This is a genomic window from Novosphingobium profundi (assembly GCF_018491765.1).
Lineage (GTDB): Bacteria > Pseudomonadota > Alphaproteobacteria > Sphingomonadales > Sphingomonadaceae > Novosphingobium > Novosphingobium profundi.
In genome coordinates, this window is record NZ_JABWCU010000009.1 from 126484 (window position 1) to 150040 (window position 23557).

Consider the following 23557-nt stretch of genomic DNA (forward strand, 5'->3'; position numbering starts at 1 on the left):
TGATGCCAAACAGGGACCGGTCCGATCTGCAGCGATGTGGGAAGGCTAGATCGATCTCAACTATAATAATCTTGCAACGAACGGACTTCAAGCTGGCTCCCACGGATCGTCGCAATCGCCTCGCTGGCGGCGACGCTTGCCGCCGCCGTCGTGAAGATCGAGACCTTGGCCGTCAGCGCCGAAGCGCGGATCGACTGCGAATCCTTGAGGCTCTGCCAGCCTTCGGTCGTGTTGAAGATAAGGGCGACTTCGCCGTCCTCGATCTTGTCGACGATGTGCGGGCGCCCTTCGGCGACCTTGTTGACGCGTTCCACCGCGATCCCGGCGTCGGCCAGGAACTTCTGGGTGCCCGAGGTCGCGATGATGCGGAAGCCTTCGTTCGAGAGCTTCTGGACTGCCGAAAGGATCTGGTCCTTGTCGCTGTCCTTGACCGAGACGAAGACGGTGCCCTCGGTCGGCAGGCGCATGCCAGCGCCGAGCTGGGCCTTGGCGAAGGCGCGCGGGTAATCACGGTCGATGCCCATGACTTCGCCGGTCGACTTCATCTCGGGGCTGAGCACGGGGTCCGTGCCGGGGAAACGCGCGAAGGGGAAGACCGCTTCCTTGACCGCGTAGTAGCTCAGCTCGCGCTTGATCGGCGGGAACGTGGAGAGCTTCTCGCCCGCCATGACGCGCGCGGCGATCTTCGCAATCGGCTGACCGATGGCCTTGGCGACGAAGGGCACCGTGCGCGAGGCGCGCGGGTTGACCTCGATGAGGTAGACCTCGCCGTCCTTGACCGCGAACTGCACGTTCATGAGGCCGCGCACGCCCAGGCCGAGCGCAAGCGCGTGCGACTGGCGCTCCATCTCGGCGATGATCGCGGGCGGGAGGCTGTAGGCGGGGATCGTGCAGGCGCTGTCGCCCGAGTGAACACCGGCCTCCTCGATGTGCTGCATGACGCCGGCCACGACAACCTGCTCACCATCGCACAGCACGTCGACGTCGCACTCGACGGCATCGCGCAAGTACTGGTCGATGAGCACCGGGCTGTCGCCCGAGACCTGCACCGCGGTAGCGATGTAGTCGTCGAGTTGCTGTTCGCTGTCGACGATCTCCATCGCGCGGCCACCCAGCACGTAGCTGGGACGCGTCAGGACGGGGTAACCGATGCGGTTGGCGACCGCCACGGCCTCGTCACGGCTGCGTGCGATGCCGTTGGCGGGCTGCTTGAGGTTCAGCTTGTCGACGAGGGCGGCAAAGCGCTCGCGATCTTCGGCCAGGTCGATCGCATCGGGCGAAGTACCCAGGATCGGGATACCCGCCTTCTCGAGGGCGGCCGCAAGCTTGAGCGGGGTCTGCCCACCGAACTGGACGATCACGCCGACGAGTTCACCCTTCGACTGCTCGACGCGCAGGATTTCCAGCACGTCCTCGGCGGTCAGCGGCTCGAAGTAGAGACGGTCCGAGGTGTCGTAGTCGGTCGAGACGGTTTCCGGGTTGCAGTTGACCATGATGGTCTCGAACCCGGCTTCCTCCAGCGCGAAGCAGGCGTGGACGCAGCAGTAATCGAACTCGATGCCCTGGCCGATGCGGTTGGGACCACCACCCAGGATCACGACCTTGCGGCGCTCCGAAGGCATGGCCTCGTCCTCGGGGGCGCCGAACAGCGGCGCTTCGTAGGTCGAGTACATGTAGGGCGTGACCGCCTCGAACTCGGCCGCGCAGCTGTCGATGCGCTTGAACACGGGGTGGACACCCAGCTTGGCGCGAAGGTCACGGACCTCCTCTTCGCTGGTGGCACCGGCCATCGCGCGGATGGTGTCGTGCAGAAGCCCGGCGCGCTTGGCCTGGGTCTCACCCAGACCGCCCGCAACGTGGACCGAACGCACGGCGAGCGTCGCGAGGCGCTTGTCCGAGAAGCCCATGGCCTTGACGCGGCGCAGACCGGCTGCGTCGATCGGCAGGCCGTCCTTCATGATCTTCGCTTCCTCGGCGATGATCTCCTCGATGTGGCGCAGGAACCACAGGTCGTAGAAGGTGATCGCGTGGATCTCCTCGACCGTGAAGCCCTCGCGCATGGCCTGCGCGACGTTGAGGAGGCGTGTGGGCGTGCGCTGCGAGAGCGCCGCCGTGATCGTGTCGCGGCTCGCGCCTTCGAGCTCGACCACGCGGTTGAAGCCATCGAGGCCGGTCTCGAGCCCGCGCAGGGCCTTCTGCATCGATTCCTTGATGTTGCGGCCGATTGCCATGACCTCGCCGACCGACTTCATCGCGGTCGAGAGCTCGGGCTTGGAGCCCTTGAACTTCTCGAAAGTGAAGCGCGGGATCTTGGTGACGACGTAGTCGATGGTCGGCTCGAACGAGGCGGGCGTGGCGCCGGTGATCTCGTTGGTGACCTCGTCGAGCGTGTAGCCCACGGCCAGCTTCGCCGCGACGCGCGCGATCGGGAAGCCAGTGGCCTTGGACGCCAGCGCCGAAGAGCGCGAAACACGCGGGTTCATCTCGATCACGATGAGGCGCCCGTCCTTGGGGTTCACCGCGAACTGCACGTTCGAACCGCCGGTTTCGACGCCGATCTCGCGCAGCACCTCGAGCGAGGCGGTGCGCATGATCTGGTATTCCTTGTCGGTCAGCGTGAGCGCAGGCGCGACGGTGATCGAGTCGCCCGTGTGGACGCCCATCGGGTCGACGTTCTCGATCGAGCAGATGATGATGCAGTTGTCCTTGCGGTCACGGACAACTTCCATCTCGTATTCTTTCCAGCCGAGCAGCGATTCCTCGATGAGGACCTCGGTGGTGGGCGAAGCGTCGAGACCCGACTTCACGATCGCCTCGAACTCGGCCTTGTTGTAGGCGATGCCGCCGCCGGTGCCGCCGAGCGTGAAGCTGGGGCGGATGATCGAGGGCAGGCCCGTGCGCTCGAGCACGGCAAGCGCTTCCTCCAGCGTGTGCGCCACGCCCGAACGCGCGCTTTCGAGGCCGATCTTGTCCATTGCTTCGCGGAAGCGCTGGCGGTCCTCGGCCTTGTCGATCGCGTCGGCGTCGGCGCCGATCATCTTGACGCCGTACTTCTCGAAGGTGCCGTCGTTGAACAGCGCCAGCGCGCAGTTGAGCGCGGTCTGACCACCCATCGTGGGCAGGACCGCGTCGGGGCGTTCCTTCTCGATGATCTTGGCGACGACCTCGGGGGTGATCGGCTCGACATAGGTCGCATCGGCCATGTCCGGATCGGTCATGATCGTGGCGGGGTTCGAGTTGACGAGGACGACCCGGTAGCCCTCTTCCTTGAGCGCCTTGATCGCCTGGGTGCCCGAATAGTCGAACTCACAGGCCTGGCCGATGATGATGGGTCCTGCGCCAATGACGAGGATCGAGGAGATGTCGGTGCGTTTGGGCATGGTTCAATCCTGCCTTTGATCTGTTCGGGTCAATTCGGGTTCGGAGCGGACGGCGCGGACGTGCTGCGCGATCCGGCTTCGACGATACGGGCGGCGGGGAGCGAGCGGCGCACTTCGCGCAAGGTGCAGGTGCGCTGCTCGTCCGTGAGAGTGGATACGAGGGTGACCGTGGCTTCGCCTTTTCCGCCCGAGAACATCGTCTCGGGCACGCCGCAAATCTCGGCGATCGCCTTCCCGTCGGTGGTCACGACCTGGGCCTTGGGCGGCGGATTGCCGCAGGCCGCCAGCGCGAGGACGGGAAGGAGATGGAAGCGGCGAAACATCGCTCAGCCCAGCATGCCCACGAACTTCTCGAAGAGGTAGAAGCTGTCCTGGGGCCCCGGCGAGGCCTCGGGGTGGTATTGCACGCCGAAGGCCTTCTTGCCCTTGATCGTGATACCGCAGTTCGAACCGTCGAAGAGCGAGACGTGGGTCTCCTCCACATTCGCGGGCAGCGAAGTGTTGTCGACCGCAAAACCGTGGTTCATCGAGGTGATCTCGACGACGCCGTCTTCGTAGCGCTTGACCGGGTGGTTGGCGCCGCGGTGGCCCTGGTGCATCTTGGCGGTCCTGGCGCCCGCCGCGATGGCCAGCATCTGGTGGCCAAGGCAGATGCCGAAGATCGGCACGTCGCGTTCGAGCAACCCCTGGATGACGGGCACGGCGTAAGCGCCGGTCGCCGCCGGGTCACCCGGGCCGTTGGAAAGGAATACGCCGTCGGGCTTCAGCTCGAGGACCTTCTCGAGGCTCGTCTCGGCGGGAACGACGGTCACGCGCGCGCCGGCCTTCACCAGGTTGCGGAAGATGTTGTCCTTGGCGCCGTAGTCGAGCGCGACGACGTGCGGGCGGCTTTCGCCCTCGCCCGCCGCGTAGCCTGCGCCCAGCGTCCAGGTCGAGCCGTCCCAGCTTTCCTCGTGCTGGCGGCTGACGCCCTTGGCAAGGTCCATGCCCTCAAGCCCCGGCCAGGCCTGCGCCTGCGCGATCAGCGCGGGCACGTCGAACTTGCCTTCGGGATCATGCGCGATCACCGCGTTGGGCGCACCGGCCTTGCGGATGCGGCGGGTCAGCGCGCGGGTGTCGATCCCTGCGAGGCCGACCTTGCCCTTGGCCGCGAGCCAATCGCCGAATTCACCGGCGGCGCGGAAGTTGGACGAGAGCGTCACGTCTTCGCGCACGACGCAGCCGACCGCGCCATCGACCTTCGATTCCAGATCCTCGTCGTTGACGCCGACGTTGCCGATGTGCGGGAACGTGAAGGTGACGATCTGGCCCGAATAGGACGGGTCGGTCATCACTTCCTGGTAGCCGGTCATCGCCGTGTTGAAGCAGACCTCGCCTTGCGCCACGCCAACGGCGCCGAAGCCGCGACCCCACAGAACTTCCCCCGTGCTGAGTACGAGAGCGCCAGTGGCTCCTTCCGGTTTGGGCGCAGGCGAAGATGCGGCGTCGGCCATAGTGGGTCGCTCCGTTGAGGCTGTTTCGGACATGTGTGCTAAGGCGCTCCCGCTAGAGAGGGTTGTGCATCACGTCAAGGCAGCAGGGTGCAAATTTCCCTGCGGCTTGCTAGTTATGCTGCCCTACCACATCCCACATACTAGCACTGACAGGAAAACAATGCTCCGTGATTCGATCAAGGCCGCCCAGATCGCAGCCATGAAGGCCGGCGACAAACCGCGCCTTGCCGCCGTTCGGCTGATCCTTGCCAAGCTCAAGGACCGCGACATCGAGCTGCGCACCTCCGATGCGCCGGTGGACGATGATGCCATGGTGATCGAAGTCCTGCAGAAGATGGTCAAGCAGCGCCGCGAATCGATCAAGCTGTTCGAGGAAGGCGGACGCCCCGAGCGCGCCGCCGAGGAACAGGCCGAAGTCGACGTGATCGAGACCTTCCTGCCCGCGCAGATGAGCGAGGAGGAAACCAAGGCCGCGATCGAGGCGATCAAGGCCGAAGTGGGTGCGAGCGGCATGAAGGACATGGGCAAGGTCATGGGCCTGCTCAAGGAACGCCACGCCACCACGCTCGACATGGGCAAGGCCTCGGGCTGGGTGAAGGCCGCCCTCGCCTGATCGTATAAGGCAGATCCCCCGTGCTCACCCCGCAATGGCTCGACCAGCTTCGCTCGCGCACCACGCTTTCCGCGCTGGTGGGGCGCAGCGTGCGCCTGCAGAAGGCCGGGCGTGAGCACCGGGCCTGCTGCCCCTTCCACGACGAGAAATCGCCCAGCTTCTACGTCAACGACGAGAAGGGCTTCTACCACTGCTTCGGCTGCGGCGCGCATGGCGATGCCATCCGCTGGATGACCGACCACCAGGGCCTCGCCTTCATGGACGCGGTCAAGGAACTCGCCGCCGAGGCGGGCATGGACGTGCCCCAGCCCGATCCGCGCGCAGCCAAGGCCGCCGAAAAGCGCGACACGCTCTACGACGTCACCGGCGCGGCGCAGGAGTGGTTCCGCCAGATGCTCGGTGCACCCGAAGGGGCACAGGCGCGCGCCTACCTGGAAACGCGCGGGTTCGACGCGCACACGATCGCGCGCTTCGGTTTCGGCTTCGCCCCCGATGAACGCCAGGCGCTCAAGCACGCGCTCGTTCGCTACCCCGAGCCCATGCTCGTCGAGGCGGGCCTGCGCATCGAGGTCGAGGAGCGCGATCCCTACGACCGCTTCCGCGGCCGCCTGATGCTGCCGATCGAGGACGCGCGCGGGCGGGTGATCGCCTTTGGCGGCCGCATCCTCTCAAAGGAGAAGACGAACGCCCCCAAGTACCTGAATTCACCCGACACCCCCCTCTTCGACAAGGGACGCACGCTTTACAACCTGCACCGCGCCGCGCCCGCTGCGCGCCAGTCGGGCCGGATCGTGGTGGTCGAAGGCTACATGGACGTGATCGCGCTGGCCGCGGCCGGCATCGCCGAGGCAGTCGCCCCGCTCGGCACCGCACTAACCGAGACGCAGATCGAGATGCTGTGGCGCCACGTCGAGGCGCCGATCCTGTGCTTCGACGGCGACGCCGCCGGGCAACGTGCCGCGATGCGCGCGATCACCCGCGCCCTGCCCCTGCTGCGCCCAGCGCACACGCTTCGCATCGTGCGTCTGCCCGAAGGCCTCGACCCCGACGATCTCATCAAGCGCAGCGGGCCAGCGGCGATGGAGGAGCTGCTCGGCCAGTCGCGCAGCCTCGTCGAGGTGCTGTGGGAGGTCGAGCACGCCGCGCAGCCACTCGTCACGCCCGAGGACAAGGCCGGGCTCAAGGCACGCCTCATCCAGCACGTCGAGACCATCCAGGACCCCGACATCGCCAGTCTCTACAAGCGCGAACTGCTTGATCGCTATGGCGAATTCGCCTTTCCGCGCCGCGAGAACCGTTGGCAGGCCGGTGGTGGCGGCAACGCACGACAGGGCGCGTTCACCCGCGGACGTCCGCAGGGCCGCTGGAACGGACGCAATGCCCCAGCCCCCTCGCTGCCCGAATCCATCGAGCGCTTGAAGCACGCGCTTTCGGGCGGATCGCGCGATGCACTTTCCGCGGCCGTGATCGCGGGCCTGATGCGCTGGCCCGACCAGTTGTCGCGCCACGCAGAGGCGCTTGCGCGCACGCCCGATCTCGATTCGCGCTTCGACGCGCTCATCGAATGCTGCGATGCGATGGCGCCGCTTGAAAACGGCGACCTTCCCACCATATTGAGCAAAAATGGTCTCCAGGTTCCCAGGACCGCTGAATACTCGGGGCTTCGCTTCGGCTTCCTTGCCCCCGACGCAAATGCACAGCACGCGGCAGAGGAACTTGCCCAGGCCATCGATCTCTTGGTCGAGCGACCAGTTCTCGAAACGGCACTGGCTCAGGCGACGGCGCGGTTCGAGACCGAGCTTTCGGAGGAATCTTTTGCCGAGCAGCAGCGCCTACTCAAGAGAAAGCTGGAATTTGACAATCGCCTGAGGCAAATGGCGACAAGACATGCGTCTTCGTCCTAATTGTATAATTGTACGTTCAGGGTGACGGACAGCACGGGATAACGGCGGAAGAATGAGCAAGAACGAGACCACCAGCGGCGATAACGACGGTACCGACGCGCCGCTGATCGACCTCAACGAGGCTTCGGTCAAAAAGCTGATCGCTCGCGCGAAGCGCAAGGGTTACATCACGATCGACGAACTCAACGAGGCCCTGCCGCAGGACCAGATGAATTCGGACCAGATCGAGGACATCTACGCTGCCATCAACGAAATGGGCGTCAACATCGTCGAGAACGACGAGGACGCTCAGTCGGACGACGACGACGACGAGGAAGAAGACGTCGATTCGGGTGACGATTCGTCGCCCAAGCCCTCCGTCGAGACCAAGAAGAAGGAAACCGTCGAGCGCACCGATGACCCCGTGCGCATGTACTTGCGCGAGATGGGCGCGGTGGAGCTGCTCAGCCGCGAGGGCGAAATCGCCATCGCCAAGCGCATCGAGGCCGGCCGGGACATGATGATCCTGGGCCTGTGCGAGAGCCCGATCACCTTCCACGCCATCATCCAGTGGTCCGAGGCGCTCAACAACGAGGAAATGCAGCTGCGCGAGATCCTCGATCTCGACGCGATGCTCTCGAAGGAACCTGCGCCCGAAAGCCTCAACGAAGACGGCGAGAGCGAAGACGACGGCGAGATTTCCGAAGCCACGGCCGGCCCGTCCTACAAGGACGACGAGGACGACGAGGAAGAGGACAACTCGAACGAGGACGAGGACGGCGAGGAAGGCTCCTCGCGCCGCAAGGAAGAGGAAGACGAGGAAGACAACACCCTCAGCCTCGCCCAGATGGAAGCGGCCCTCAAGCCCGAAGCGCTCGAGAAGTTCGCCACCATCACCGAGCTGTTCCAGACCTTCGAGAAGCTCCAGTCCGAGCGCCTCGAGGCGCTCGCGCTGGGCATCGACTTCCCAGCCGCGAAGGAGGACCGCTACAACGAACTGCGCGAGGAACTCACCGCGCAAGTCGAATCAGTCCAGTTCCACGCGACCAAGATCGAATACCTCGTCGACAACCTCTATACCTTCAACCGTCGCCTCACCACGCTAGGCGGCCAGATGCTGCGCCTTGCCGAGCGCCACAAGGTCAAGCGCACCGATTTCCTGGGCAGCTACGTCGGACGCGAGCTCGACGACACCTGGCTTCCCGAAGTCGGCAAGAAGGACAAGAAGTGGGCGGCCTTCGCGGCCGAGGAAGCCGATGCGGTCGAACGCATCCGCCAGGAAGTCTCGGACATCGCGGCAGCCACCGGCATGGCGCTTCCGGAATTCCGCCGCATCGTCAACATGGTCCAGAAGGGCGAGCGCGAGGCGCGCATCGCCAAAAAGGAAATGGTCGAGGCGAACCTGCGCCTGGTGATCTCGATCGCCAAGAAGTACACCAATCGCGGCCTGCAGTTCCTCGACCTCATCCAGGAAGGCAACATCGGCCTGATGAAGGCGGTCGACAAGTTCGAGTACCGCCGCGGCTACAAGTTCTCGACATATGCCACGTGGTGGATCCGCCAGGCCATCACCCGCTCGATCGCCGACCAGGCGCGCACGATCCGTATTCCGGTCCACATGATCGAGACGATCAACAAGCTCGTGCGCACGAGCCGCCAGTTCCTTCACGAGCAGGGTCGCGAGCCCACGCCCGAGGAAATGGCGGAGCGCCTCTCGATGCCGCTCGAGAAAGTGCGCAAGGTCATGAAGATCGCCAAGGAGCCGATCTCCCTCGAAACGCCGATCGGCGACGAGGAAGACAGCCATCTGGGCGACTTCATCGAGGACAAGAACGCGATCATCCCCGTCGATGCCGCGATCCAGGCCAACCTCAAGGAAACGGTCACCCGCGTGCTCGCCAGCCTCACGCCGCGCGAGGAACGCGTGCTGCGCATGCGTTTTGGCATCGGCATGAACACCGACCACACGCTCGAGGAAGTCGGTCAGCAGTTCTCGGTCACCCGCGAACGCATCCGCCAGATCGAGGCCAAGGCCCTGCGCAAGCTCAAGCACCCGAGCCGCAGCCGCAAGATGCGCTCGTTCCTCGACCAGTAAGGTCGCCGAACACCAGACAGGAAAAGCCCCGCTCCGGCGGGGCTTTTTTGTGTCCCGCGAGAGGCGAGGGTCACAGGCTCTTTAGCGCACTGCGCGCTTCCGAATAGACCGGAATGCTGGAAGCGAGCGGGTCGAGACGCACCCACAAAGCAAGGGCGAAGGCGCCCGCCAGGCCAACGAGGGCGACCTTGGGCACTCGCGATTTCAAGGCGCCCGTGGGCCGCAGCGGCACGAATACGAGCGCGATCAACGCCAGGGGAAGTATGGCAATCGACGGCAACCCCGGCCCGACCGCCTGATAGAGCGCGAAGCCGATCACCAGCGCGTAGCCCCCGACCAGCGCGGCCGAAATGGTCTGAAATGCTATCACCGGTCCGGCAGGCAACCTGCCCCCTGCGGCGAACCCCAGGCCGGACAGCATGACCGCGATGACGACGAAATAGACCGCCACGGGCGCAAGCGCCTGTCCAGCCACCGCCATCAGCAGTACGGGAAGCGCCAGTCCGGCCTCGCCCGAAGCACTATCGGGCCTGCGCGCGAGCAAGGGGACCGCGACACCGAGGCACGCCAGCACAGCCATCGCCTGCAGCAGCGGTATCGCGGCGAGACGGTCGTAATAGTCGTCGCCCCCGGACCGCCCGGATATCGCGTTCAGCACCGTCAGGAGCAGCCCCACCCCGGCGATCAGCGCCAGCATGCGCGCGGCCCCCGCACCGAAAGCGCGCGCATCCCAGCGTCCAACCAGCCCAACTGCGAAACCGCCGAGCCCGAGGATCAGCATCGGCCATCCCCATGCGGGCGCGTAGTCGAGCACGAAAAGCCCGAAGACGTCGAAGAACACCCGGTCCGCGCTCGGTCCCGGCAGTCTTTCGGATTGCACGAGCGCCCGCGCCAGACCCAGTGTCTGGTCCCCCATCTGCCGCAGCGCCCCGCGATCGAGCGCATCGGCGCTTGCCAGTGGCGAGTGGTAGAGCGAAGGCCGACCAATGAAGGCGAAATTCCACGCGGCATAACCGCGCGGCAACGCGACGGTCAGGTCAGTATCGTTGGGCAGCAGGCCATAGATGAACGTCGCCATCGAAGTTCCCGCCGGGCTCGGGGCATGTTCGGCCCAGAACCGCGCCACTTCGCCATTGCCGGGTGAGGTCTGGAACAGGTTTGCCCGGCCACCGCCCCCGCGCGCCTCCAGATTGATCACCGCACCGATTCGGTCCGCCTCCGGCGCCTCGCCGAAGAACAGGCGCGCACCCGAAAGGTCCGCCTCCTCCCCATCGGTGAACAGCACGAAGACATCGCGCCGGCGATCCTTCATCGCGGACAGATGGCGCACCGTTTCGAGAATCGCGGCCACCCCCGCGCCATCGTCCGCCGCGCCGGGCGAACCATAGACGCTGTCGTAATGCGCCATGAGAAGTAGCGCGGGCTGGCTGCGATCGGTTCCCGGCAGGCGGGCCACCAGGTTGACGAGTGGGATTTCCCTCGCCGCCTCGCCGCTGCGCCGATTGAGCCTTTCGCGCACCGCCACTGGGAATTCCCCCCGCTGCTCGCGAACCTGCAAGCCCATCGCGCGCAAGCGCACCTCGAGATAGCCGCGTAATCGCGCAAGCTCGGGTGAGCCACTGGGGTGCGGCGCACGGGCGATCACGCGCACATCCTCCATCGCCCGCACGACCGAAAACGCATCGCTTGCCTCGGCCACGCCGCGCGCGACGGGCGGCGTCGTCCCCAGCACCGCAAGCGCGACGCCCCCCACCAGCGCAAGCCAGAAACCCCAAATTCGGACCATGCCAAACCCCTATTGGCGCATTTCCCTATCGCGCGAAGCAGTCTGACTGTAAAAGCGTGGGAGGCAAGGGTGTGGTTTCTTCGGCCCCATGAGACTAAGGGGTGCGAATCGAGTCTTACACCCCAAAGGACAGGGCCCTCTCACCCATGCGCATTGCCATCGCATCCGATCACGCCGCCGTCGATCTCAAAGCCAGCTTGTGCGAGTACCTCATGGAACTCGGCCATGAAGTTGCCGACCTGGGTCCGGCCACCGCCGATCGCGTCGACTACCCCGACTACGGCTACCTGCTGGCCTCGGTCGTCGCCGATGGCACTGCGGACTACGGCGTGGCGCTGTGCGGTTCGGGCATCGGCATCTCGATCGCCGTCAACCGCAACCCGGCGGTGCGCTGCGCGCTCGTTTCCGAGCCGCTCTCGGCCGCCCTCGCGCGCGAGCACAACGATGCCAACTGCATTGCGATGGGCGCCCGCCTGACCGGCATCGACATGGCCAAGGCCTGCCTCGACGCCTTCCTCTCGACCGAATTCGGTGGCGGACGCCACGCCGGACGCGTCGACAAGCTCTCCAACCCTCCCGCCTGAACCGAAGAGGCTCCTCCCAGATGACCGTTGAAACCGCAATCCGCTCCCCCGGCTTCTTCACCGACAGCGTGGCCTCGAGCGACCCCGCCGTCGCCGCTGCCATCGGCAAGGAAATGAAGCGCGAGCGCAAGCAGATCGAACTGATCGCTTCGGAGAACATCGTCTCCAAGGCCGTCCTCGAGGCGCAGGGCTCGGTGCTCACCAACAAGTACGCCGAAGGCTACCCCGGCAAGCGCTACTACCAGGGCTGCGAACCCTCGGACGAAGTCGAGAGCCTCGCCATCGATCGCGCCAAGCAGCTGTTCGGCTGTGATTTCGCCAACGTCCAGCCCCACTCGGGCGCACAGGCCAACGGCGCGGTGCTCCTCGCCACCGTCAAGCCCGGCGAAACGATCCTGGGCATGAGCCTCGATGCCGGTGGCCACCTCACCCACGGTGCGCGCGCCGCGCTCTCGGGCAAGTGGTTCAACGCCGTGCAGTACGGCGTGACCAAGGACACCCACCTCATCGACTACGACGAAGTCGAGCGCCTCGCCAAGGAGCACCAGCCCAAGCTGATCATCGCGGGCGGCTCGGCCTATCCGCGCGTGATCGACTTCAAGCGCATGCGCGAGATCGCCGACAGCGTGGGCGCGATCTTCCAGGTCGACATGGCCCACTTCGCCGGCCTCGTCGCGGCGGGTCTGCACCCCTCGCCGTTCCCCCATGCCCACATCGCCACCACCACCACGCACAAGACCCTGCGTGGCCCGCGTGGCGGCATGATCCTCACCAACGACGAGGCACTGGCCAAGAAGATCAACTCGGCGGTGTTCCCCGGCCTCCAGGGCGGTCCGCTGATGCACGTGATCGCGGCCAAGGCGGTCGCCTTCGGTGAAGCGCTGCGTCCCGAATTCAAGGACTACGCCGCCAAGGTCATCGAGAACGCCAAGGTCCTTGCCGACACTCTGGCCGGTCGCGGTGCCGCGATCGTCTCGGGCGGAACCGATACCCACGTCGCGCTGATCGATCTTTCGCCGCTGGGCGTCACCGGCAAGGACGCCGACGAGGCGCTCGAGCGGGCTGGCATCACCTGCAACAAGAACGGTATTCCCTTCGACCCGCTGCCGCCGATGAAGACCAGCGGTATCCGCGTCGGCACGCCCGCCGGCACCACGCGCGGTTTTGGTGCGGAAGAATTCCGTGAAATCGGCAACATGGTCGCCGACGTGCTCGACGGCCTCGCACGCTGCGGCGAAGAAGGTGACGCCCAGGTGGAACAGAACGTGCGCGCGCGCGTAGAAGCCTTGTGTGACCGTTTCCCGATCTACGAGGACTAAAAGCCATGACCGACCCCGAACGCCCCCACGACACTGGTGACTTCGTCTACGACGCGCGCCAGGAGCTTGCCGGAATGCTGAGCGATGGCATGGCCCATCCCTCGACCAAGCCGGTGCTCGCGTGGGGTGCGGTCGGGGCCGTCGCTGGCGCCTTCCTGCCCTTCGTCTCGATCGGCATGGGGCTGGCCGCCGGCGCCGGATACGCCTTCTACAAGCGCGTGCGACCCGACTGAGGTCGCCCGCGCCCCCTTTCCAGTTGCGATAGGCTGAAATGCGCTGCCCTTTCTGCGCCCATGACGATTCCCAGGTGAAGGACAGCCGTCCGGCCGAAGACAACGCCGCGATCCGCCGGCGCCGCCAGTGCACCAGTTGCGGCGCGCGCTTCACGACCTTCGAGCGCGTCCAGCTGCGCGAAATCACCGTGATCAAGTCGGGCGACGAAGGCGATGAGCGGCGCGAACCCTTCGACCGCGCCAAGATCGAGAAATCCGTCGCGCTTGCCTGCCGCAAGCGCCGGATCGATCGCGAACGCATCGACCAGCTCGTCTCGGGCGTGCAGCGCCAGGTCGAGACCGCAGGCGAATCCGAAGTCCACTCACGCGAGATCGGCGAGATGGTGATGGAAGGCCTGCGCCAGCTCGATTCGGTCGCCTACATCCGCTTCGCCTCGGTCTACCGCGCCTTCGACGAAGCGCGCGACTTCGAGGAATTCGCAGGCACCGTGCGCGACGTGGCGACAGGCGATAGCAAAAATGACTGATACCCGATCGAACACCCCCGCCATCGGCAGCGTTCCTGCCGAGCGTAAGCCCGTCGTCGTGCTGGTCCGCCCGCAACTGGGCGAGAACATCGGCAAGGCCGCGCGCGCGATGCTCAACTTCGGGCTCACCGAGATGCGCCTCGTCACCCCGCGCGACGGCTGGCCCAACCCCTCGGCGGGCCCGGCCGCAGCCGGCGCCAACGTGATCCTCGAGAAGGCACAAGTCTTCGAGAGCCTTGCCGAAGCCGTCGCCGACTGCGCCAACGTCTACGCCACCACCGTGCGCAAGCGCGGCGTGACCAAGCCCGTCGTCACGCCCGAAGAAGCCGCGCGCGAGATCTACGCCGAACAGGGCCGCTCGGCCTTCGTCTTCGGTCCCGAGCGTTCGGGCCTCGAGACCGAGGACGTCGCGCTCGCGCGGTCGATCCTGACCGTGCCGATCAACCCCGAATTCGCCTCGCTCAATCTCGCCCAGGCCGTGATCCTGTGCGCCTACGAGTGGTCCAAGGGCGCTGGCCTCAGCCAGCCCACGCAGGAGGAAACGCTGCCCCCTGCCCCGCAGGATGAACTGGAAGGGCTCATCGGCCACTTCGAACGGCTGCTCGAGGACAAGAACTACTTCTGGCCCGAGACGCGCGCCGAGGCGAACCGCCTGACCTTGCGCAATCTCCTCACCAAGCCGGCGTGGAACCATCTCGAAGTGCGCACCATGCGCGGCGTGCTCTCGACCCTCGAGAAAGCCCGTCGCGCACGCGAGGGCTAAGCCCTTGCGCAGGCCGCTCGCCATGCTGACCCGGCGCAAAGCCTGCTCGCTGGGCGTCGGCGCGGCGCTGGCGCTGGCCGACCTGCCGGTACTGGCCCGGAGCCCTCGAAGCTCGGCCGAAGTCGAACTCGGCACGCTCGAGAAGCGCGCGGGCGGACGGCTCGGCGCCTTCGTGCGCGACACCCAGACCGGCGCACATTTCGGCTGGCGCCAGCACGAGCGCTTTACCCAGTGCAGTTCGTTCAAGCTCTCGCTGGCCGCCATGATCCTGGCACGCGGAGACGCAGGCACGCTCGATCCCGATCGGGTACTGCACTGGAGCAAGGCCGAACTGCTCGGCCATGCGCCGGTCACGCGCGCGCATCTGCGCGATGGCCTGAGCGTACGCGACCTCGCCCGCGCGGCGGTAATCGAGAGCGACAACACCGCCGCCAACGTGCTGCTCAAGGCCTTCGGCGGACCGCAGGCGCTTACCCGCTTCTGGCGCTCGCTGGGCGACACGCAAAGCCGGCTCGACCGCTTCGAACCCGACCTCAACGTGACGCCGCCAGGCACGGCGCTCGACACGACGACACCGGCTGGCATGGCTGGAACACTCGAGCAGCTGCTCTTCGGGCACGCCCTCACCGAGGCATCGCGCTGCACGCTCCAGGACTGGATGCAAGCCGTCGCGACCGGAAAGAATCGAATTCGCTCGGCGTTTCCAGGTCACTGGATCAGCGGTGACAAGACCGGCACCGGTCCGCAAAGCGTTATCGATATCGCCTTTGGCGGACCGGCCGGACGCAAGCCTCTTATCGTCACGGCCTATTTCGACCCGGCTGCGGATCGTCGCGCGGACACGGGCGCGGCCAGCGCCATACTCGCCCAAGTCGGCCAGGTCGCCGTGCGAACCTTCCTCGCGCGATAAAGCGCCATCCCAGCTTCCTCGGCGAATTTCCCGATATGCCCGAAACCCCATTTTGATTTTGTCCGAATAGGTGTATGGGCGGCTCAGCATCAAGAGTTGGGACGACGCCCAACGCCAACCTGCCGGTCCGGGCAAGGTGGCACTCCGCATGGAGGATGTGGCCGTTCCGGCAACCCACGGAAAAAGCCACATGTAAGCGTCGTTTCCCGCCCAGGAGTACGACGTTACAATGCCCATCAAGATCCCCGACGACCTGCCCGCCCGTCAGACTCTCGAAGCCGAGGGTGTCACGGTCATGGGCGAGGCCGACGCCGTGCGGCAGGACATCCGCCCGCTGCAGATCGGGCTCCTCAACCTCATGCCCGACAAGGTGCGCACCGAGACCCAGCTCGCGCGGCTGCTCGGCGCAACGCCGCTGCAGATCGAACTGACGCTGGTGCGCATGACCGATCATGTCTCGCGCAACACCTCACAGGACCACATGGAGGCGTTCTACCGCCCCTGGGACGACGTGCGCCACGGCCGCTTCGACGGCTTCATCATCACTGGCGCACCGGTGGAGCGCCTGCCCTATGAGGACGTCACCTACTGGTCCGAATTCGTCCAGATCCTCGAATGGACGCAGACCAACGTGCACAAGACGCTGACCATTTGCTGGGCCGCGCAGGCTGCGCTCTACCACTTCCACGCCATCCAGAAGCGCACGCTGGGCGAAAAGGCCTTCGGAGTGATCCCGCACGGCACGTGCGTGCAAGGCTCGCCGTTCCTGCGCGGCTTTGCCGATACGTTCCAGGTGCCGGTCTCGCGCTGGACGGAAATCTGCGCCGAGAGCCTCGCCGCGACGTCGGGCCTCGAAGTGCTGGCCGAGAGCTCGCTTACCGGCCCCTGCCTGGTCGACGATCCTGCCCACCGCGCGCTGCACATGTTCAATCATCTCGAATACGACACCGAGACGCTGGCCAAAGAATACTTCCGCGACGGTGGCAGCCAACTCCCGCTGGGCTACTTCCCCGAGGACGATCCAGCCAAGGCGCCGATGAACTCGTGGCGCGCCCACGGGCACCTGCTCATCGGCAACTGGATCAACGCGATCTACCAGACCACGCCTTTCGATATCGCCGCGATCGGTTCGGGAAGCGCCCTGACCGCGGCCTGAGCGGCAAATTTCCGGCTCTCCGGCGGGGCGCGAGGCGGGTTTCAGCTTGACTTTGCGCCCCCATCCCGTAAGGGCCACGCCTTCACGGGACGCCTGTTCGACATGTCGCCAGGCGCCTCCTTCGGCCCCGCACCCCGGTGAAGCGGCGGCCGCATCCGGCACTCTATGGCCGGATGGTGCGCTCCGGGACCTCACGGATCGCCCTGCCACGGTGGCACGGGCGGCAGCAGAACGGAAAGAAACGTTATGTCGAAGCGTAAAAGCGCCAAGTACAAACTCGATCGCCGCATGGGCGAGAACATCTGGGGCCGTCCCAAGAGCTCGGTCAACCGCCGCAGCTACGGCCCGGGCCAGCACGGCCAGCGCCGCAAGGGCAAGCTGTCGGACTACGGTCTGCAGCTGCGCGCCAAGCAGAAGCTCAAGGGCTACTACGGCGACGTGACCGAGAAGCAGTTCAAGCGCACCTACCAGGAAGCGTCCTCGATGAAGGGCGACACCGGCATGAACCTGATCGGTCTCCTGGAGCAGCGCCTGGACATGGTGGTCTACCGCGCCAAGTTTGCGCCGACCATCTTCGCGGCTCGCCAGATCGTCTCGCACGGCCACATCCGCGTCAACGGTGTGAAGTGCAACATCGCTTCGCGTCGCATCCGCGTGGGTGACGTGATCTCGCTCGGTGAAAAGGCCAAGGAAATGGCTCTGGTCATCGAAGCTCAGGCTCTGCCCGAGCGCGAGATTCCCGACTACGTCGCTGCTGAAGGCGACAAGGTGACCTTCGTTCGCGTCCCGACGCTCGACGAAGTGCCCTACCCGGTGAAGATGGAACCGAACCTGGTCGTCGAATTCTATTCGCGCTAAGTTTCGGCTCCTTCGGGAACGAAATTCTTTCGGGAAAGGGCGGTTCTTCGGAGCCGCCCTTTTTCGTTGCGCTTCCCCCGCGCGAAAGGGCCTTGCACAATTTTAAGTGGGAACCTGGGAGCCCTCCCGGCATTCCTTGGTGGCCATGCACCGCTACCGCTACATCACGCCCCACCGCGTCGGAAAATGGTACCCGGACCTTGCGACCGCGCAGCGCTACGCCTGCACCATCGGCGCCGGTTTCCTCGAGGAAAGCAGCGGCCAGTTCGTCGCCTATGTCGGCACCGTGCTTGAACGGGTGGATGACAGCGAACACGCCAGCCGCCTCGCAGAAATTGCCTGAATTATCGACCTTAGGCGTCTGAATTAGAATATTTTTCTGAAATTCCAAGCTGCGTGCTGGCCCAGGCCCACAAGGCTCCGACCTCCCCCGCTGCCTTACCCTCGGGCTCGATCTCGATGGCGACCTCGCCCGACGCCGAACTGCGGTGAAAGGCTGCGCGTTCGCCGAAATGGAGAGGGCACACGGATAGACCCAAGGCCTGTGCCGACTTGGCCGCCTCCTCGAGCATCCGGCTCGCCCGCGCCGGCACTGCGTTGAAGACGACATGCGCGGGCTTCGAGGCATAGGCCATAAGCCCTGCCGTCGCCTCCAGCGCATGCAGATCGAACGCACGGGCCTTGGTCGGCACAAGCACGAGGTCGGCCACGCGCACCGCCTCGCGCGAGGCGGTATCGCCATGCGGCGGGGTATCGATGACGATGACTTGCGCCCCGCCCCGCCGTGCCCGGTCGACCGTGCTGAACAGGCGCACCGGAGGACAGGTGATCACTTCGGGCAGGAAATCGCCGCGCCAGTCGCCCCAGGCCGCGGCCGTTGCCTGCGGATCGGTGTCGATGATACTGGCCCGGTAGCCCGCGTATACCGCGCTCGTCGCGAGATGCAGCGCAAGCGTCGTCTTGCCCGATCCCCCCTTCTGGCTGACAATCGCGATCGTGGGCATCGTGGCAATCTCCTTGCGTGGGGGAGCGCGTGCCCTGCATCCGAATCGAAGCAGGGCTCCCGACGAATGTCCGGACCATCCCGAAGGTTGTCCAGTGAAAGCCACGAAAATCGCTACTTGCCTCGCGGCCCCATGCGCCCAGACCGCAGCGCGATGCTATAGATCCCGACACATCCCCCGATCGCAAAATATATCCAAATGAAAGCAATCTATTATGCGCTTTTTCGGCGCACGCTGCGATCAGTGTTTGAATTTGACGATGTGAAAACACATACTGCAGCCAACGAATATGCGGGTCGGACTACACACAAAACGATGAATTTCTCCAGACGTCATGTACTTGGCGCGCTTGTTACCGGCGCGGCGAGTCTCGCCTCCCCTGTCTCCTTTGCTGCCACACGCCCGCGCGACATGCCGCGCGGTCTCGATCGTGCAATGGCCGCTCTCGACAGCCATGCGGGGCGCATTCCCCACCGGGACATTCTCGGTCTCGTCGATTTCAACGCGCCTTCGGGCGAGCCGCGCTTCCGGCTCGTCGACGTCGGCAACGGACGGATCCTGTCCGATTTCCTCGTCGCGCACGGGCGCGGCTCGGACCCCGCCAACACCGGCATGCTCCAGAGGTTCTCGAACCGGCCGGGCTCGAACGCCTCGTGCCAGGGCAGCTTCCTGATCGGCGATGCGTACTACGGCAAGCACGGTCGCTCGCGCCGTATCCACGGCCTCGATCCGGAAAACAGCCTCGCCTACGAGCGCGCGATCGTCATCCACTCCGCACCCTACGTGAGCGAAGCCATGGCGCGCAGCAGCGGACGGGTCGGCCGCAGCCTGGGCTGCTTCACGGTCACGTCGCAGGATCTTGGCGCGGTGATGACGCAGCTGGCGCCAGGACGCCTGCTCTACGCGCACAAGTAAGCCTGCGCCGCCTGGCGCAGTCCCGTCCACCCGGAGGAGGCGGCTCAGCCGCCCTTGCGCCCCGCGAAATAGTCGCGCCGGAAATCCGCTGCGAAAGCCGCGAAACGCTGTTCGGCAATCGCATCGCGCATGCCCTGCATGAGCTGCTGGTAGAACCAGATATTGTGCTCGGTCAGCAGCATCGCGCCGAGCATCTCGCCCGAACGGATCAGGTGATGCAGATAAGCGCGACTGTAGGTCGTGCAGACCGGGCACTGGCAGCGCGCATCGATCGGATCGGTATCCTCTGCGTGACGCGCGTTGCGCATGTTGAGCGGACCGTTCCAGGTAAAGGCCTGCCCATTGCGCCCCGAGCGCGTGGGCAGAACGCAGTCGAACATGTCGACCCCGCGTTCCACCGCACCGACGAGGTCGTCAGGCTTTCCCACGCCCATCAGGTAGCGGGGGCGGTCCTCGGGCAGTTGCTGTGGCGCGAATTCGAGCGTCGCGAACATCGCTTCCTGCCCTTCGCCGACCGCAAGCCCGCCGATCGCGTAGCCGTCAAATCCGATATCGACGAGCGCGTCGGCGCTCGCCTTGCGCAAGCCCTCGTCGAGCGCACCTTGCTGGATGCCGAACAGCGCCGAGCGTTCGGCGTGCTCCTCGCCGCTGTCGAAGCCCTCGCGGCTGCGCCTGGCCCAGCGCATCGACATCTCCATCGAGCGCGCGATCACGTCGCGGGGCTGATCGATCTTGGGGCATTCGTCGAAGGCCATGACGATGTCCGAGCCGAGCAGGCGCTGAATTTCCATCGAGCGCTCGGGGCTCAGCATGTGGCGCGAGCCGTCGAGGTGGCTTGCGAAAGTCACGCCCTCCTCGGTGATCTTGCGCAGGTCCGAGAGGCTCATCACCTGGTAGCCGCCGCTGTCGGTGAGGATCGGGCGGTCCCAGTTCATGAACTTGTGCAGTCCCCCCAGCCGCGCCATGCGCTCGGCGCCCGGGCGCAGCATGAGGTGATAGGTGTTGCCAAGAATGATGTCCGCCCCCGCGGCACGGACCGCCTCGGGCTTCATCGCCTTGACAGTCGCGGCGGTTCCCACTGGCATGAAGGCGGGAGTGCGGATCTCGCCCCGGCGCATCTTGAGGACGCCGGTACGGGCCCGTCCTTCGCGGGCGTGGATCGAAAATTCAAATCTGGGGTTCATCCCCGCCCGTTAGCCCGATCAGAACCCGTAGACCAGCGAGAAGGTGGAGGTCGTGTCGGTCTTCAAGGTACCGGACGCGGGCGAGGTCTCGTGCTCGAAGTTGTAGGAGAGCCTGAGCTTGAGCCGCTTGGTCATCGCGCTCTCGATACCGGTCAGGGTCGTGAAGGTGTTGTTGTCCGACCCGACATAGGCACTCGCGGTCTGCGTGATCTTGACGGTGTCGTTGAGTTTCCAGCCGAAATCGAGCGACGTCAGGATCGACCACTGGGTTTCGCTGGGATCGTCGACATAGTCGATCTGCCGCAAGGCCGGACCCGCTTCCACTGAAAGCGTCATCGCCTTGTTGCTGATCAGACGGCGCCCGAGACCGCCCGAGAGCGAATAGCGGTTGTCATAACCGGAAATGGGATCGCGTTCGTACTGCGTCCGCCCGTAGACGAAATACCCTTCATGCAGCGTGAAGCGCGGCTGGTAGGCGAACAGGTACTTGTTCGTCGTCACCGCGCCCGAGGTTTCCTGGTAGTTCGCTGTCGCCGTGATCGTGTGCTGCCACTTGATCCCCTGGCGATCGAGCTTGAGCGCTCCGGTCACGCCGAAATTGTCTGTATTGCCGGTATTGCGAAAGCCGCCAAGTTCCACCTGGCCGGTCCAGAGCTGGAGGAACCCGGCCTGGCGGATACGCCGTTCCTTGGCCTCGGCCTTGTCCTTGGCTTCTTGGTCGCGGCGGTCGTGATCCGCCTTCTGCATCGCCTTGATCTCGTCCTTGAACCAGGGCTGGACCTTCATGGCGAACTTGACGACGGCATCGGCCTCCTCGACCTTGTCCGACTTCATCGCCTCGGTGATCATGTCGCGCACGTTGCGGGGCAACTTGGGCTGCTCGGCCGGAACGAACGGCACCGGCTCGACGAAGTCGGGCAGGTCAAGCCGGATCGGCGGCTGCTCGATCGGATCGGGCATCGCGATGACGTCCCAGTCCACGCCCTCATCCTCCGGCACTTCCTGAGCAAGGGCCGGGGTGGAAAATACCAGAACGGAAAGGGCGAGACTTGACCGAATACGAAAAGGCATGCCGCACGACTACTTAATCAGGATCGCAAACGCCACCCCGTAGCGAAAATCCGAGCGATAATCAGGACGCACAGAGCCAGGAAGCCCAGGGTCATCGCCAGCGAGAGCATGACCGGGAAATCCGCGGTGTCGTAGAAGCACCAGCGCAAGCCGTTGACGAGGTAGACCATCGGATTGACGAGCGCGATCGAGCGCCAGGGCTCGGGCAGCACGTCGATCGAATAGAAGGTCCCGCCCAGGAACGTCAGCGGCATGACGAAGAGCGCGGGCACCATGCCCACCTGCTCGAAACTGCGGGCCCAGATGCCCAGGATGAACCCGAAGAGCGAGAACGAGGCCGAAACCAGAAGGATGAACCCCAGCACGAAGACGGGGTGGACAATCGAATAGTCGACGAAGAAGCGCGCGGTCCCGAGGATGATCGCGGCGAGCACCAGCGACTTGGTTGCCGCCGCGCCGACGAAGCCGACCAAGGTCTCGGCAAATCCGACGGGCGCCGAGAGCAGTTCGAAGATGGCGCCGGTGAAGCGCGGCATGTAGATCCCGAAGGCGCCATTCGACGTGCTTTCGCTCAGCAACGTGAGCATGAGCAACCCGGGCACGATGAAGGCGCCGTAGCTTACCCCGGCCAGGCCCGAATCCATGCGTCCGCCCATCGCCGCGCCGAACACGACGAAATAGAGCATCGTCGAGAGCAGCGGCGCGATGATCGACTGGAGCGCGGTGCGCAAAGCGCGGGCAAGTTCGTGCTTGTAGATGGTCCAGGCGCTGCGCGCGTTGAACAGGCTCATGCCGCCTCTCCCTCTGCGTCCGCATGTTCGAGCAGATTGACGAAGATCTCCTCGAGGTTGGATTCGCGAATGTCGATCGCGGTGTAGTCCACGCCCGTCGCAATCAGGGCCTTGGTCAGGCGCGCGACCTCCGCCTTGCCCTGCCCGGTTCCATCGCCGCCCCGGTAGACGAGGCTGAGCCGGTCGGACGCCAGCACGAGCGGGAAGCTGTCAAGCGCTTCGGGCACGACCTCCAGAGGCTGGGCCAGCGTGAACACCGCTTCGGTGCGGCCGAGCCGCGCCATGATCTCGCGCGTCTCCTCGACCATGCGGATGCGCCCGGCCTGGATGATGCCGACCCGGTCGGCCATCTCCTCAGCTTCCTCGATGTAGTGCGTGGTGAGGATGATCGTGGTGCCACGTTCGCGCAGCGCCGAAATCTGGCGCCACATGTCGCGGCGCAGCTCTACATCGACGCCGGCGGTCGGTTCATCGAGGAACAAGAGGTCCGGGTCGTGCGCGAGCGCCTTGGCGATGAGCACACGGCGCTTCATGCCGCCCGAGAGCGCGCGCAGCGATTCCTTGCGCTTGTCCCACAAGCTGAGCGAGCGCAGGATCTCCTCGACCCGGTCGGGATCGGGCCCAAGGCCGAAGAGCCCGCGCGAATAATTGACGGTGTTGATCACCGAATCGAACATGTCGGTGCTCAGCTCCTGGGGGACGAGGCCGATCCGCCGCCGCAGGCGACGCCAGTGGCGCCCCATGTCCTCGCCAAAGGCCCGGATCGTTCCTCCGGTCGGTTGGACGAGCCCGCAGACCGCTCCGATAAGGGTGGTCTTGCCGGCCCCGTTGGGGCCGAGCAGAGCGAAAATCTCCCCCTTGCGAATGGTGAGATCGACGCCGCGAAGTGCGGTGAAGCCACCGTCATAGGTCTTTGCAAGACCTTCGATTTCGAGAATGTTCTGCATCGCGGGCCAAGATGGGCAAGACCGCTGCCGGTTCCAACCCCTTTT

At 65.3% G+C, this 23557-nt stretch carries 22 protein-coding genes and 1 riboswitch; of the genes, 13 read left to right on the forward strand and 9 right to left on the reverse strand.

Translation table 11 applies throughout. The annotated features are described in order from the left end of the window. Positions 1–56 precede the first annotated feature (56 nt). The 3 genes from carB to carA are packed head-to-tail and all read right to left on the reverse strand — an operon-like array spanning position 57 to position 4873. Positions 57–3380 (reverse strand): carbamoyl-phosphate synthase large subunit, encoded by a 3324-nt coding sequence (gene carB / locus HT136_RS11790; protein WP_214199965.1) that lies wholly within the window; start codon positions 3378–3380, stop codon positions 57–59. A 29-nt stretch (positions 3381–3409) separates the two neighbouring features. Next, positions 3410–3703, reverse strand: a complete 294-nt coding sequence (locus HT136_RS11795; protein WP_214199966.1) for a hypothetical protein — start codon at positions 3701–3703, stop codon at positions 3410–3412. A 3-nt stretch (positions 3704–3706) separates the two neighbouring features. Then, on the reverse strand, positions 3707–4873 hold the full coding sequence (gene carA, locus HT136_RS11800) for a glutamine-hydrolyzing carbamoyl-phosphate synthase small subunit (protein WP_214199967.1): 1167 nt from the start codon (positions 4871–4873) through the stop codon (positions 3707–3709). Between the two features lie 160 nt (positions 4874–5033). On the opposite strand from carA, the gene HT136_RS11805 reads away from it, so the two are divergent. Genes HT136_RS11805 through rpoD form a run of 3 tightly spaced genes read left to right on the forward strand, consistent with a single transcriptional unit; the run spans position 5034 to position 9464 of the window. Beyond that, positions 5034–5486 carry a GatB/YqeY domain-containing protein gene (locus tag HT136_RS11805; RefSeq protein WP_214199968.1) on the forward strand — a complete coding sequence of 151 codons (453 nt, stop codon included), beginning with the start codon at positions 5034–5036 and terminating at the stop codon, positions 5484–5486. A gap of 20 nt (positions 5487–5506) precedes the next feature. After that, positions 5507–7390, forward strand: coding sequence for a DNA primase (gene dnaG, locus HT136_RS11810; RefSeq protein ID WP_214199969.1), 1884 nt, complete (start codon positions 5507–5509; stop codon positions 7388–7390). Between the two features lie 52 nt (positions 7391–7442). Further along, positions 7443–9464: an RNA polymerase sigma factor RpoD gene (gene rpoD / locus HT136_RS11815; RefSeq protein ID WP_214199970.1), complete on the forward strand. Its 2022-nt coding sequence runs from the start codon at positions 7443–7445 to the stop codon at positions 9462–9464. Positions 9465–9534: 70 nt separating this feature from the next. Here the strand turns inward: rpoD and HT136_RS11820 are convergent, their stop codons facing one another. After that, positions 9535–11250, reverse strand: coding sequence for a M20/M25/M40 family metallo-hydrolase (locus HT136_RS11820; RefSeq protein ID WP_214199971.1), 1716 nt, complete (start codon positions 11248–11250; stop codon positions 9535–9537). Between the two features lie 146 nt (positions 11251–11396). Here HT136_RS11820 and rpiB point away from each other — a divergent pair, with 146 nt between their 5' ends. From rpiB to HT136_RS11865, 9 genes are all read left to right on the forward strand, one after another. Then, complete coding sequence (gene rpiB, locus HT136_RS11825; protein ID WP_214199972.1) at positions 11397–11834, forward strand: ribose 5-phosphate isomerase B; 438 nt, start codon at positions 11397–11399, stop codon at positions 11832–11834. A gap of 20 nt (positions 11835–11854) precedes the next feature. Next, entirely contained in the window at positions 11855–13153 is a 1299-nt protein-coding gene (gene glyA, locus HT136_RS11830) for a serine hydroxymethyltransferase (RefSeq protein ID WP_214199973.1), read from the forward strand. Positions 13154–13158: 5 nt separating this feature from the next. Beyond that, positions 13159–13386, forward strand: a complete 228-nt coding sequence (locus HT136_RS11835; protein WP_214199974.1) for a hypothetical protein — start codon at positions 13159–13161, stop codon at positions 13384–13386. Positions 13387–13424: 38 nt separating this feature from the next. Further along, positions 13425–13913 carry a transcriptional regulator NrdR gene (gene nrdR / locus HT136_RS11840; RefSeq protein ID WP_214199975.1) on the forward strand — a complete coding sequence of 163 codons (489 nt, stop codon included), beginning with the start codon at positions 13425–13427 and terminating at the stop codon, positions 13911–13913. Beyond that, on the forward strand, positions 13906–14676 hold the full coding sequence (locus HT136_RS11845; protein ID WP_214199976.1) for an RNA methyltransferase: 771 nt from the start codon (positions 13906–13908) through the stop codon (positions 14674–14676). Before nrdR ends, HT136_RS11845 begins: the two co-directional genes overlap by 8 nt. Before the next feature lie 4 nt (positions 14677–14680). After that, positions 14681–15586, forward strand: coding sequence for a class A beta-lactamase (bla, locus tag HT136_RS11850; RefSeq protein ID WP_214199977.1), 906 nt, complete (start codon positions 14681–14683; stop codon positions 15584–15586). A gap of 81 nt (positions 15587–15667) precedes the next feature. Beyond that, a riboswitch (SAM-I-IV-variant riboswitch) is annotated at positions 15668–15773 on the forward strand. Between the two features lie 42 nt (positions 15774–15815). Further along, entirely contained in the window at positions 15816–16742 is a 927-nt protein-coding gene (locus tag HT136_RS11855; protein ID WP_214199978.1) for a homoserine O-succinyltransferase, read from the forward strand. A gap of 246 nt (positions 16743–16988) precedes the next feature. After that, positions 16989–17600: a 30S ribosomal protein S4 gene (gene rpsD, locus HT136_RS11860; RefSeq protein ID WP_214199979.1), complete on the forward strand. Its 612-nt coding sequence runs from the start codon at positions 16989–16991 to the stop codon at positions 17598–17600. A 145-nt stretch (positions 17601–17745) separates the two neighbouring features. Beyond that, entirely contained in the window at positions 17746–17943 is a 198-nt protein-coding gene (locus HT136_RS11865; protein WP_214200093.1) for a hypothetical protein, read from the forward strand. A 10-nt stretch (positions 17944–17953) separates the two neighbouring features. Here HT136_RS11865 and HT136_RS11870 read toward each other — a convergent pair whose 3' ends face one another. Next, positions 17954–18604: a ParA family protein gene (locus HT136_RS11870; RefSeq protein WP_214199980.1), complete on the reverse strand. Its 651-nt coding sequence runs from the start codon at positions 18602–18604 to the stop codon at positions 17954–17956. A 315-nt stretch (positions 18605–18919) separates the two neighbouring features. Between HT136_RS11870 and HT136_RS11875 the strand changes: the two genes are divergently transcribed. Beyond that, positions 18920–19519: a murein L,D-transpeptidase catalytic domain family protein gene (locus tag HT136_RS11875; protein WP_214199981.1), complete on the forward strand. Its 600-nt coding sequence runs from the start codon at positions 18920–18922 to the stop codon at positions 19517–19519. Between the two features lie 44 nt (positions 19520–19563). Here HT136_RS11875 and tgt read toward each other — a convergent pair whose 3' ends face one another. The 4 genes from tgt to HT136_RS11895 form a co-directional block, all read right to left on the reverse strand. Further along, positions 19564–20703, reverse strand: a complete 1140-nt coding sequence (tgt, locus tag HT136_RS11880; RefSeq protein WP_214199982.1) for a tRNA guanosine(34) transglycosylase Tgt — start codon at positions 20701–20703, stop codon at positions 19564–19566. Positions 20704–20721: 18 nt separating this feature from the next. Continuing rightward, on the reverse strand, positions 20722–21684 hold the full coding sequence (locus HT136_RS11885; protein WP_343222173.1) for a DUF481 domain-containing protein: 963 nt from the start codon (positions 21682–21684) through the stop codon (positions 20722–20724). Positions 21685–21791: 107 nt separating this feature from the next. Next, complete coding sequence (locus HT136_RS11890; RefSeq protein WP_214199984.1) at positions 21792–22565, reverse strand: ABC transporter permease; 774 nt, start codon at positions 22563–22565, stop codon at positions 21792–21794. Then, positions 22562–23512 carry an ABC transporter ATP-binding protein gene (locus HT136_RS11895; RefSeq protein WP_214199985.1) on the reverse strand — a complete coding sequence of 317 codons (951 nt, stop codon included), beginning with the start codon at positions 23510–23512 and terminating at the stop codon, positions 22562–22564. The genes HT136_RS11890 and HT136_RS11895 overlap by 4 nt, the downstream gene beginning before the upstream one ends. Positions 23513–23557: the final 45 nt, after the last annotated feature.

Excerpts from the sequence above, each read along its gene's own strand:
- carB (WP_214199965.1), bottom strand. The coding sequence starts at position 3,380 with ATGCCCAAACGCACCGACATCTCCTCGATCCTCGTCATTGGCGCAGGA.
- HT136_RS11805 (WP_214199968.1), top strand. The coding sequence starts at position 5,034 with ATGCTCCGTGATTCGATCAAGGCCGCCCAGATCGCAGCCATGAAGGCC.
- nrdR (WP_214199975.1), top strand. The coding sequence starts at position 13,425 with ATGCGCTGCCCTTTCTGCGCCCATGACGATTCCCAGGTGAAGGACAGC.
- HT136_RS11870 (WP_214199980.1), bottom strand. The coding sequence starts at position 18,604 with ATGCCCACGATCGCGATTGTCAGCCAGAAGGGGGGATCGGGCAAGACG.
- tgt (WP_214199982.1), bottom strand. The coding sequence starts at position 20,703 with ATGAACCCCAGATTTGAATTTTCGATCCACGCCCGCGAAGGACGGGCC.
- HT136_RS11895 (WP_214199985.1), bottom strand. The coding sequence starts at position 23,512 with ATGCAGAACATTCTCGAAATCGAAGGTCTTGCAAAGACCTATGACGGT.
- HT136_RS11845 (WP_214199976.1), top strand. The coding sequence starts at position 13,906 with ATGACTGATACCCGATCGAACACCCCCGCCATCGGCAGCGTTCCTGCC.
- rpsD (WP_214199979.1), top strand. The coding sequence starts at position 16,989 with ATGTCGAAGCGTAAAAGCGCCAAGTACAAACTCGATCGCCGCATGGGC.
- HT136_RS11865 (WP_214200093.1), top strand. The coding sequence starts at position 17,746 with ATGCACCGCTACCGCTACATCACGCCCCACCGCGTCGGAAAATGGTAC.
- HT136_RS11890 (WP_214199984.1), bottom strand. The coding sequence starts at position 22,565 with ATGAGCCTGTTCAACGCGCGCAGCGCCTGGACCATCTACAAGCACGAA.
- rpoD (WP_214199970.1), top strand. The coding sequence starts at position 7,443 with ATGAGCAAGAACGAGACCACCAGCGGCGATAACGACGGTACCGACGCG.
- HT136_RS11795 (WP_214199966.1), bottom strand. The coding sequence starts at position 3,703 with ATGTTTCGCCGCTTCCATCTCCTTCCCGTCCTCGCGCTGGCGGCCTGC.
- HT136_RS11820 (WP_214199971.1), bottom strand. The coding sequence starts at position 11,250 with ATGGTCCGAATTTGGGGTTTCTGGCTTGCGCTGGTGGGGGGCGTCGCG.
- HT136_RS11835 (WP_214199974.1), top strand. The coding sequence starts at position 13,159 with ATGACCGACCCCGAACGCCCCCACGACACTGGTGACTTCGTCTACGAC.
- HT136_RS11855 (WP_214199978.1), top strand. The coding sequence starts at position 15,816 with ATGCCCATCAAGATCCCCGACGACCTGCCCGCCCGTCAGACTCTCGAA.
- rpiB (WP_214199972.1), top strand. The coding sequence starts at position 11,397 with ATGCGCATTGCCATCGCATCCGATCACGCCGCCGTCGATCTCAAAGCC.
- glyA (WP_214199973.1), top strand. The coding sequence starts at position 11,855 with ATGACCGTTGAAACCGCAATCCGCTCCCCCGGCTTCTTCACCGACAGC.
- HT136_RS11875 (WP_214199981.1), top strand. The coding sequence starts at position 18,920 with ATGAATTTCTCCAGACGTCATGTACTTGGCGCGCTTGTTACCGGCGCG.
- carA (WP_214199967.1), bottom strand. The coding sequence starts at position 4,873 with ATGGCCGACGCCGCATCTTCGCCTGCGCCCAAACCGGAAGGAGCCACT.